Source organism: Psychrobacter sp. FME5 (assembly GCF_014861375.1).
In the GTDB taxonomy this organism is placed as follows: Bacteria; Pseudomonadota; Gammaproteobacteria; order Pseudomonadales; family Moraxellaceae; genus Psychrobacter.
On record NZ_RRYX01000105.1, the window covers coordinates 1 to 10135 of the forward strand.

Annotated in this window: 12 protein-coding genes; 3 read left to right on the forward strand and 9 right to left on the reverse strand. The window is 41.2% G+C overall.

The genetic code is table 11. The features are described 5' to 3' along the window. Positions 1-133: 133 nt before the first annotated feature. Positions 134-817, reverse strand: a complete 684-nt coding sequence (locus EI161_RS11695; RefSeq protein ID WP_192529621.1) for a hypothetical protein — start codon at positions 815-817, stop codon at positions 134-136. Between the two features lie 83 nt (positions 818-900). Here EI161_RS11695 and EI161_RS11700 point away from each other — a divergent pair, with 83 nt between their 5' ends. Together EI161_RS11700 and EI161_RS11705 are read left to right on the forward strand one after the other, a co-directional pair. Further along, positions 901-1251, forward strand: coding sequence for an IS630 transposase-related protein (locus EI161_RS11700; RefSeq protein WP_192529622.1), 351 nt, complete (start codon positions 901-903; stop codon positions 1249-1251). Continuing rightward, the gene (locus tag EI161_RS11705; protein ID WP_192529632.1) at positions 1226-1750 is read left to right on the forward strand and encodes an IS630 family transposase; all 525 of its coding nucleotides are present in this window, start codon (positions 1226-1228) and stop codon (positions 1748-1750) included. The genes EI161_RS11700 and EI161_RS11705 overlap by 26 nt, the downstream gene beginning before the upstream one ends. A gap of 45 nt (positions 1751-1795) precedes the next feature. On the opposite strand, the gene EI161_RS11710 is transcribed toward EI161_RS11705, so the two are convergent. From EI161_RS11710 to EI161_RS11745, 8 genes are all read right to left on the reverse strand, one after another. Then, positions 1796-2413 carry a hypothetical protein gene (locus EI161_RS11710; RefSeq protein ID WP_192529623.1) on the reverse strand — a complete coding sequence of 206 codons (618 nt, stop codon included), beginning with the start codon at positions 2411-2413 and terminating at the stop codon, positions 1796-1798. A gap of 114 nt (positions 2414-2527) precedes the next feature. Next, a complete protein-coding gene (locus tag EI161_RS11715; RefSeq protein ID WP_192529624.1) occupies positions 2528-3643 on the reverse strand; it encodes a DUF2931 family protein in 1116 nt (371 codons plus the stop codon). A gap of 124 nt (positions 3644-3767) precedes the next feature. Continuing rightward, on the reverse strand, positions 3768-4169 hold the full coding sequence (locus EI161_RS11720) for a hypothetical protein (RefSeq protein WP_192529625.1): 402 nt from the start codon (positions 4167-4169) through the stop codon (positions 3768-3770). Positions 4170-4190: 21 nt separating this feature from the next. Then, positions 4191-4331, reverse strand: a complete 141-nt coding sequence (locus tag EI161_RS11725; RefSeq protein ID WP_192529626.1) for a hypothetical protein — start codon at positions 4329-4331, stop codon at positions 4191-4193. Positions 4332-4529: 198 nt separating this feature from the next. Then, a complete protein-coding gene (locus EI161_RS11730) occupies positions 4530-5579 on the reverse strand; it encodes a DUF2931 family protein (RefSeq protein WP_192529627.1) in 1050 nt (349 codons plus the stop codon). Between the two features lie 167 nt (positions 5580-5746). Beyond that, on the reverse strand, positions 5747-6166 hold the full coding sequence (locus EI161_RS11735; protein WP_192529628.1) for a hypothetical protein: 420 nt from the start codon (positions 6164-6166) through the stop codon (positions 5747-5749). Between the two features lie 17 nt (positions 6167-6183). Then, positions 6184-7929, reverse strand: coding sequence for a T6SS phospholipase effector Tle1-like catalytic domain-containing protein (locus tag EI161_RS11740; RefSeq protein ID WP_192529629.1), 1746 nt, complete (start codon positions 7927-7929; stop codon positions 6184-6186). Beyond that, positions 7929-9719: a DUF2345 domain-containing protein gene (locus EI161_RS11745; protein WP_192529630.1), complete on the reverse strand. Its 1791-nt coding sequence runs from the start codon at positions 9717-9719 to the stop codon at positions 7929-7931. The genes EI161_RS11740 and EI161_RS11745 overlap by 1 nt, the downstream gene beginning before the upstream one ends. Before the next feature lie 121 nt (positions 9720-9840). Between EI161_RS11745 and EI161_RS11750 the strand changes: the two genes are divergently transcribed. Continuing rightward, positions 9841-10135, forward strand: a 295-nt coding sequence (locus EI161_RS11750; protein WP_192529631.1) for a transposase, incomplete at its 3' end; no start/stop codon positions are given.

Sequence of the window (10135 nt, forward strand, 5' to 3'; positions counted from 1 at the left end):
TTAGGGTTTAAAACGCCCAATCAGGTGTTCTATAATATAATTTAGCGTTGCACTTGGTATGTTAATCTAAGAAATTAATTAGTAAATCTATAGTGGATAAATTTTTTAAATCAGTAGCACTACTATCAGATTATTAATAGTAAATCCACTGACTATCTACTTTATCACCGTCAATGGTTGTCAAGTAATAGTAAGTTGGTACTGAGGTATTGACCGTGATGAAGTAGTAGTTTTTATTATTATGAATAGCTACTTGATTAATATACATGGAATACTCTTTAGGCTCGTATTCGTCCACACAAGCAACATTGTCGTACTGATCAATAGAACAGTCGACGTTTCGATTTTCAGAAATTCTAGAAGGAATACTATCTACTATTTTTTTTAAATGCTTATCTGTTATAGGTATAAATTTGCTATTTTTATATTTGTCATTCAATGCAATAATATTTGAGTCATTAGTGATATCTTTGATTAGAATACAAGCTCTTTTTCTTGTTAATAATATATTTCGATCACTATTTGCAATGTTTGATGTCTCTCTTAGATCATAGGTTATTAGATCGTTACAATTGCTGATTTCAATCTTTCGGTCTAAATAATCAATATCTTTGAATTTGCCATCAATGAACTTGTCAATAAAAGTTAATTTATTATCTTTTTTTATTGGTTTTATGAATCCTGCAGTAAGTTCATTAATATTATAAATAGGAGTGTTTTCGATTGAATTGCCACTATCTAAATTTGAAGACAAAGAATCTTCTATGCTTGTAAAAGTATTAGGAATAGGCTCAATACTATCAGGTTGTATTTTCATACATCCTGATCCAAAAGCTATAGTCAATCCTACTTAAAAATGTTATAAAATAATTAACAAATTCAATTGTTATTATAAAGACCATGACTTACTCACTAGATTTCCGCAAACAAGTACTAAAAAGCTTAGACGAGGGTATGACCTTTGCCGAGGCAGCTAAATTCTATAACCTCAGCCCAACCACCATACAAAACTGGAAGAGACGTGTTCATAGTAAAACAACCAGGCAAACCAAACCCTATAAAATACCAGATGACGTGCTACTCAATGATGTCAAAGAACATCCTGATGATTATCAGTACGAGCGAGCACGTCGTTTAAACTGTAGTAAAACAGGCATTCATCATGCCCTAAAGCGCCTAGGCATCAGTCAAAAAAAAGACTTTAGAACATCCAAAAGCCTGTCCGATCAAAAGAGCGGCGTATCAGAATAAGCTTGAGCACTTTAAGCAGCAAGGCTACCCCATTGTATATATGGACGAAAGCGGCTTTGAGTCTGAAACCATTCGCTCTCATGGTTATGCACCGATTGGTAAGCCTTGTATCGATAGCTACAACTGGCAAGGTAAAAAGCGAACCAACGTTATTGGTGCTCTGTATGAAAAGATGCTGTTTGCGCTTGATTACTTTGAGACAAACATCAACAGCAGCATATTCTACAACTGGTGCAAACAAACCCTAATCCCAAGTCTTAAAACCAAATGCGTGATTGTGATGGATAACGCCAAATTTCATAAGAGCAAACGCATTCAAAAGCTACTAAACAGGCACGGGCATCGTATTCTTTGGTTGCCGCCGTACAGCCCAGACCTAAACCCTATCGAAAAGAAATGGGCTCAGGTGAAGTTTCTACGCCAAGGCTGGATGGAAAACGACTTATCCAAATTGTTTTATGATGTTTGCCCTAACCATAACAATTTTATTTTGAGCTGACTATAGTACAAACGATGAGGCAACCAAAATTAAAAAAGGTTTCATTTACTGTCTCAATTTCTGTTGTTGATCGGCTAGCAATAAAAGCTCTCTTACGTGCACATTTCTAGAATTACGAAGTTGTGGTCTATTTGATTCAGTAGCAGCAGATGCGAAATATTTATTCTTAAGATGTCTATTAAAACTAGGAAATTTCGAAATACCTGTGCTAGATATCCCTAAGTTATAAGCCATATCTAAAATAGCTTCTTGAGCTGGGACTGGATAATTATCAAACTCTGAAAATGCTTCTCGAGCAGAATCGAGATTACCCTGAATATGAGCGAGTGTTATTGCTTTTGCATCTTCTTCTGTCATACGAATTGTTGTCAAAGATTCAAAATAAGATGCTCGATTATTGTTTCTACCCTGAACCAAATTGTAAACTGTACGCCACGCTTGTTTTATTTGAGCATCGGTTGCTGATAAATTCCCGAAATAAAAAGAATATTTTGTCGCTTCATCCGCAGACGATAGCATTTTGCCATAGCCTACGGTTACAAGGCTCTTAGGTTCAGCACTATCAAGATACATGTGATTGTAGAAGCCTTCCTCTTTTATAATTGCTTCAAAGACTTTGTTTAAGTCTAGTTCGCCAGTCTGCTCTAAAGCTAAATTCTCCACCCCTTCCTTTTCAGAAATATACGATACGCCCCAGCTTGATCTTAGCGTCATATGAATAACAGAAATAAAAAAGCACCTCTAAAAATAAGAAGTGCTTTTATCTTTAGATCAAATTTATTTGAACCATTTATATTCATCCTCTTTTAGTAGACGATAAAAACTACCATGTAAGGGTACATTTTGCTTGGTGACACCATCAACGGTTAGGTAAGCAACCAGCTTACCATCAACAATGTTGACCATTATTGCTGCAGGCTCTTTGTTTTCCGCAAAAAAAGTTTTAAAAATCTCAAACTGCTCGATATCGCCATCGGGCATTTCTTTTCCACTTGGGGAACTTTGGCTAAGGCGAATAATGGCTTGATACCGTTTGCCCTCATGTTTAAAGTATAGCCGATACCAAGCAGGCACTGCTTTTTCACTCTTGTATGTGGTTAAGTCTACTTCAGATCTTTTAACAAAGCTGTCTTCACCGTTGATTAAGAATTCTGTATAACCATATACATCAAGCGGTGTGGAGAGATACCAAGGGAATTTTTGGGTATTAAAGGTTTTCCATCTGCCAATAGGAAACATATCATTGGCTTTTTGTGCTTGGATCTCTTCTGGCTGATCCTCAACAAACCCTGCAAGATATTCTTCTTCACTCAAGCCTTCAGGGTTAAAATGATTGGCCTGTGCAAAATACTCCCACGGAATATCCACCTCTTCTGCTTGAAACTGTGCTACCTCTACAACTTCTGCCCAACCAAGACGTACGGAGACAAAACCACCAGGGGCAAGCGCCAACTGAATCTGCTTAAACCGTTCAGTATTTGGCGTGTCTTCGAAATCCATAGTGAGCTTGCGCTGAAACTGTCTTTCTATCTCTGCTTTGGGCAGTCTGGCTCTGACATGATAGTATTTGCCTTCTATGGGCGCCAGCCACGTGAGATTGATACCATCAGGAATGCGAGAGCCACCCGACGCATCCGCACCTGCTGTCCTCCAGCCGCCGCCTGCGTGCGCATAAAAACCGCGTCTTGAACCATCGTCATACATCCAAAATGATTCACCTGCTACTAGCTCAATAGGGTAGTAGCGGGGCGCAAAAATTGCTGTAGAAAACCCCATTTTATTCTCTTGCATAAATACTCCCTTTAATTCCTGAGCCACATCTTTGCCAGAAACAATGCAGGCCGTGAGCGATACAACGAGCAGTGATAATATGGCGAGCTTGGTACTTTTCATAACTGTGCCTTTATAAGTGCTATAGCATGACGCTGTCATTACGTATTCAAGTGGTACACTATATCTTTGTGATATCGCCATGATTTGATGATAAGTAAGACAGACGGTCTCATTGTCTTAACAACTATCTATCCGCTGGTACACTAGGTACACCATTTTTGCAATCAAATTTATAAGTACTTATAGGCAAGTTATATTTTTTCCAATAGCGACGCAGCTGCGGCGTGGTCAGCTCGTTTCCTTGACAGTCTTTAGGTAGTAGGGGCGTATCTCCATCACAGGTAAAATACAATGTGCCTTCAGGCAAGTTATTATCTTCCCAGTATTCTTCTGCTGATCTTTCGGGTAGGGGCGAGAAAAGAAGCTTGTCTGTTGCTGAATTGATCTGTGTGGTGCATCTTCCTACTGCATTGCCAGAGTCATCTTCTAAATACTCTTGCTTATACATAAACTGCCCACCTAAATCGATACAGGAAGTGAGGCCTAACATGCTGACTAAAAGTAATGATAGATAGAGTGATTTCATGAGCGTATCCTTTGTGCTTATCTAACCAGAAATGACGGTACGATAAAACTGATTGGTTGCTGGATTGATCCTAGGTAGGCTGACTGAAACGACTTGCTCACTAACGCTTTGTGTGACTTTACTTGACCATTGCAAGTATCTATTGAGCATTGTATTTTTCAAACTATAATCCCTTACAGTAAAATAAATTAATACTTATGGGCTATTATTGATAATCCTATCAAAAATATATTTTGTTTTATATTTAACTGATGATATTGTCTTTTAGACAAAGCCGCTACTAAAAAAGCACTTCTCAATAGCAAGAAGTGCTTTTTTGCATTCAACAATCATTCAATAGCATCATTAAGTAGTAAAATATTATTTATCAGAATCAAACCACTTCAATATTCCGACATTAGTTTCTTTAGTGAAAACTTGAGTAATAGTGAGGTATTGTTTTATGTAGCCGTCAGTTAGATAAGCGCGGATTTTATTGGCTTCGTCTTCAATGACCAGTGTTATTGCTGTTGATAACTGATTTGAGCTAAAGAAATCTTCAAACTCTTGATATATGACAAGATCATCATCTGGCTGTTCTGCTTTGCCTTGTTTTTGCTCGGTGAATTTGATAGTGAGGCTATAAAATATGCCTGATTTCTTATACTCTAAACGCAGCCATGCCGGTACATACTCTTGCGGGATACCCCCATTTTTTTGTATCTCTTCTTTAGTGTAGAATTGCGAATTACCGTTTATCGACCATATTTTGCAAGCTTCCATCTCTATCTGAGTCGTTAGATACCAATTAAATTTGTCTGAATAATTCTTCCAGCGTGTCAGCGGAAATGTGTCCTCTTTGACCATGGCTTTGATATTGTCAGGTAGCTTTTTATAATGGTCATCCATAAACTCAGCCTCAGGATACGTCTCTGGTGCAAAGTGATGGGTAAGCGCGAAGAAATCCCATGACATTTGTATTTCTCGAGCTTGAAAATTAGCGATTTCAGTCACACTTATACCTCCTAGACGCAGGCTAATATAGCCACCAGGAGCTAGTGCGAAATCAATCGTCGTATATTGAGCTGTTTTTGATCGATCATAAAGCTCAACCTCAAAGCGCTTTGCAAACTCAGCAAGCATTAGATCTCTAGGTAGCGTGATTCTGGCTTGATAGTACTTTTTTTCAGTGGTGGAGAGCCAAGTGAGCTGTACACCTAAGGGAAGCTTCACTAGAGCAGGTGGTGAACCGCCTGATGCCAATACGCCTGTACTACGCCAACCACCACCAGTATCTGCCGAAAAGCCTAGACCTTGTCCGGCTTCTTCGGTGTAATACCAAAAACACTCCCCCGAAATAAGCCACACACCGAAGTGACGAGGCGCGAAGATATGGGTAGACCATTTAACAGGGATTTCGTTGTCAAACACAGGGCTATCCTTTAAAGTGTTGGTTGGTAAATATGCCGACTATGATAGTGCTGACGATTTTCATAATGTTATTCCTGTTGGTTAACCTTGAATGACGTAGCGGAATTTTTTTCGTATTGTCCGTAAAGATAACAACAGGCGTTGAATTAGAAAATAGCCTTATTATCCTATGACAGCAAATCGCCGCTTAAAGGAACAGAAGTAACCTTGCCATTATTGCAAGTAAACCTTATATTTCCATTATTCAAATTGAACTTTGATCTAAATCCTTCAACACCACCAGATTGCTTGGCAATAAGGTTGCCTTGACAGTCAGTGACTTTACTGGCTTCATAAGCCTTGCCATCTTTACAGACAAAATCAGTAGTCCCTTTTGGTAAATTATTAGCTTGCCAAAATCTCTCGGCTCCCGATGGTTTACTACTAATATTCAAGAAATAGCCGTTACAATCGGCTACTATTCCTTGGGCATCTGACAGGTATCCGGTACTCCCTGATAGATAGCTACTATTCCAGTTTTGAAGAGTATCGCAGGCGGTGAGAGAGAGAAGGCAGATACTTGCTAGGATAGTACTAATGATTTTCATAATGTTGCTCCTGTTGGTTAACCTTGAATGACATAGCGGAAAAACATATTTTCCCTATTGTCTATATTAGGGACACTCACATGTGGAAAGCCACTGTTATTACTACTAACATGTAGATAGCGGTTTTTGATGGTCAAGTTGGTAACGTGCAACTGATGGGGGTTGCCATCGGCTTTGTGCATGTTTTTATCCATATAGTCTTTTTTACCGTTTAATGCTAGCGCTTGCGTTTTTAACTCTTTAAAGGTAGAGGATAGCTCTGCTGGCACAGTATACATCTTTAGCTTATTAGAGAGATAAAAGTCGGCAGAGTATTTTTTGATAAAGGTTAGCATTAGATGAGTAGGTACTTTTGGATAGTCTGGGGAGACTTGTTTTCTATCGACAATGAGTTGATTCTTATCACCTGTACAGCGGATAAAAAGCTCTGTCTTAGCGTCTGCTACTGGTTTTAGTCCAACAGCTTCATGCTCTGCTTGTTTTCTTTTGACTTTACAGGTATCAACCTCACACGTTGGCCCAATACATTGATATTCTGCTTTGCCTGTGTTGTCCGCCCAGCCCTCTGCTTTTAACGCTTGTAATATAATATCGAAGTCCGCGTATTGTTGTGCGCTAAAGGACTGACTTTGATATTCAAGAACTTTTGGAGTAAAGATTTTCCAAAAGCTACTCATCTCGGTGTCTCTGTTAGGGTCAGGCTCAATGTCTCTATAACGAGTAGGTTCTTTTCTTGTTTCTCTAAAAGAGCCAAATTTGGGAATTTCATGACGGTCTTTGCTGAGGACAACTTGTTCGTCATCATTACGACCACTCACATACCACTCTTCAACATTCTTTTTAACTTCACCTAAAGTGCTAAGGCCATCGCCGATGTCAGTATGACAGCCAGGAATAGCGAACTCTAGTCCGACGCCAGCTCGTACGGACTGTCCGATACTGGTCAGATTGAATTTCTGACGGTACTCGTCACCAGCGACGATATGCACGACTTTAGTTCCATCTATTTCTTTAAAATTTAGCTCTTGGCCTTCCTCTTCTACATCGTCATCATGGTTGGTGCCGATAGAAGACACCGTATCAAATAAACCCACAAAGTCAAAGACTACATCATATTTTGTCAGTTCAACGAACTTTTTAACTTCTGGAGTGCCTCTATCTGTAAAGATACGCTTGCAAAACATGCGAGCGGTTGCTGCCCCTCGGCTAAAGCCATAGACATTGAATACCAGCTGTTGGGGATTATAGCCTTGACCAACATAAGACGCTAAAGCCGTCTGTACATGTTCTAACATACGCTCAAGCTTCGCCTTAGCACCAGTACTTCCCATTCCTAACCCTGAACCTATGCCGTTATCAGCATGATATTCCCATCCTGGTATGGGAGCCGATGCATCGTCTGATTCTGTTCTGGTTTCGATACCTGAGCCGTCGGTATATAGGTTGATAACGTGTGGTCTATCGCTATCGGCCGCTCTATGTAACTGATCTACTACGCTTGGCGCTCGGGCAAAGCTGAGCGATGAGCCAACCATAGGCTCTGGGTTATACCTTTCATCCATTCTATCTTTTAGCTTTTTTACCTGCTTTGGCGCAATTTCGTTATATAGGTCTGAGTTTTCTTTACTATTCCATGTACCATCAAAGAAAATATTAAATGTCAGGTTAGCGATGGTAAGATCTACAGATGAGTTCTCTTCTGGATTGGTTAGATCGTCTTCGCCGTTTATTGGTTCGTCTTTTTGAGTACTATAGCCCCTCATTATTTATCATCCTCATAACTACTACCACGCCTATCTGGATATACCTTTAGCTTGACTTTGCTAGCGCCGCTAAAGATACGATCCGTCTGACCTTTTTCGTCTGTGCGACCATAGAATATCTTACCAAGATCATCAACGATCTTATATCGGAAGCCTTGAACAGGATCGCCATTTTGATCACGAATGACAAACATCTCATCATGAGGGTCTTGATAATCAAGTATGCCGTGTTTTGCTTTTGCCCCCGCAACCATCTCTTTCTTCACCGCTTTAATCTTAACCGTGCCCGGGCAGACCAGCTTAATACCACTGTCATCGATGGTAATAGAAGCCCCAGCTGACGTTTGCAGCTTAATCCGCTTCGGACTCGACACATTCACCTGTCCCGACTCACTACCAATCGTCATACCTCGCTGGCTGTGCAATTGCAACTCACCGCCCTGTGCCTGAATACCAATTGGCTCTCTATTGGCGCTGATATGTAAGCCTGATAGATCGACTTGACCGCCAACCCCTGAGAGCGAATCAATCGTATTGGCCGTCAGCGTATAATTGCCTGCTACCACATCCGACTGGGTACTGCCTGATTGCCTAACGATAGTCTTAGCCGTCCATAGGGTATTATTTGCTGACGCTAAGATACTATCTTTGATTACTAGCAGTACATCCGCTGCGCCAAGTACTTCGGTATCTAGCGTCTCATCAATGATTTGCGCCGTACTTTTAAACCCTTCTATCGACGCTCGGGCATTACTGAGCGCTTCGGTCGATTGTAGATGCGCCTGCTTAGCCTCCGCTAACGTCTCACTCAGCTCAGCGCCTAGCTTAAGCTGTTGCTGTCCTGCATCATTGACCCACGCAGACTCATGTTCTGACTGGCTGTGTCTGATATCAAAGGTAGAGAGTAGCACACCCGTATCACCAGTGATTTGTAGCCCATGATCGGTGGCAACATTGATGCCTTGACCACTGTCATTTGATTGATGATTACTAAAGCGATGGCGTAGTGTACCCAATGCAACGATATGCTCATCAGGGGCAAAGGTGGTGCTAGGAGTGATGGTTGGTATTTCAGCATTGGCACGTGATCCTGTATTCACCGACCACTGCATTCCTATCTGGTTGGGCGTATCATCAAAGCTTAGGGTCACTTCAGAATCAGACGTCAGCCCATATTGAGCAATACCAGAGATCCAACCACTGTGAGTATCATCTTCACTAATTTGCGAATGACCTAAACCACCACCATGCCAACGAGGAGAAGATCCGCCTTGTAAGTTATGTCGATTAGATAAGCCTGCATCACGAGTGGTGATGTCTTTGTTATCGACATCGCCCATACCGATACCGTCATAAAGCGATCTGCTAATCACAGGACTGTCTATATCACCATACCAATGGTTAAGCAGTACCGACTGCCCAAGCCTTGGCGCAAACTGCCAACCATGAGTGCTACCCGATGACAGCTGCAATGAGCGCAGTGGCGGGGTAGTGCCGTCATCGTGAGGGCTGATACCTGACCAAACAGGCGTGGTGATGGTTTGTTGTAGATTGTCAGTGCTGACACTTGAGTCATAGCTGGGGGAGGCTGATAAACCTGTGTCACCAGTACGTGCTTGGGTGAGACCCGTGTAAGTGCTACTGGCAAAGGACAAAGAACTGGGATAAGGGCAATAAGGAATAGCTGCGTCAAGTAACGTCGCTGATACCCAAACCCCAGTATCGCGGGCGGTGTCAAAGCCATGATCGGGTATTGAAAAGTGACTGTGATTCATTGCATGACAGTGCATATGCTGAGCAGTGCGCTGTAACCACTGTTTGATAAATATTTGATGATGGTATGAAATGTAGTGGCATAATTAAATTGGACAACTGCTAAGAGGCTATACTAACCCAAAGAAGGAAAATAGTATGACCAACAAACGCAACCAATATACCCGAGAATTTAAATTAGAAGCGATTAGCTTAGTCACTGATCACAACCGCACCATACCTGATGTGGCAAGCTCACTGGGTATTGGCAAATCTACCCTGCAGAAATGGCTGAGTCAGTACCGTCAAGAAATGAGTGGCCAAGTGCCTAAAGTCGGCAACGCTTTAACGGATGAACAGCGCGAGCTTCAAGAATTGCGTAAGCAGGTTAAGCGGCTGACTATGGAGCGCGACATATTAAAAAAGGCTTCTGCTCTGCTGGCCTTGGACAGCC

Coding starts and splice junctions, on each gene's coding strand:
- EI161_RS11720 (WP_192529625.1), bottom strand. CDS start 4,169: ATGAAATCACTCTATCTATCATTACTTTTAGTCAGCATGTTAGGCCTC.
- EI161_RS11740 (WP_192529629.1), bottom strand. CDS start 7,929: ATGAGGGGCTATAGTACTCAAAAAGACGAACCAATAAACGGCGAAGAC.
- EI161_RS11735 (WP_192529628.1), bottom strand. CDS start 6,166: ATGAAAATCATTAGTACTATCCTAGCAAGTATCTGCCTTCTCTCTCTC.
- EI161_RS11715 (WP_192529624.1), bottom strand. CDS start 3,643: ATGAAAAGTACCAAGCTCGCCATATTATCACTGCTCGTTGTATCGCTC.
- EI161_RS11745 (WP_192529630.1), bottom strand. CDS start 9,719: ATGCACTGTCATGCAATGAATCACAGTCACTTTTCAATACCCGATCAT.
- EI161_RS11695 (WP_192529621.1), bottom strand. CDS start 817: ATGAAAATACAACCTGATAGTATTGAGCCTATTCCTAATACTTTTACA.
- EI161_RS11700 (WP_192529622.1), top strand. CDS start 901: ATGACTTACTCACTAGATTTCCGCAAACAAGTACTAAAAAGCTTAGAC.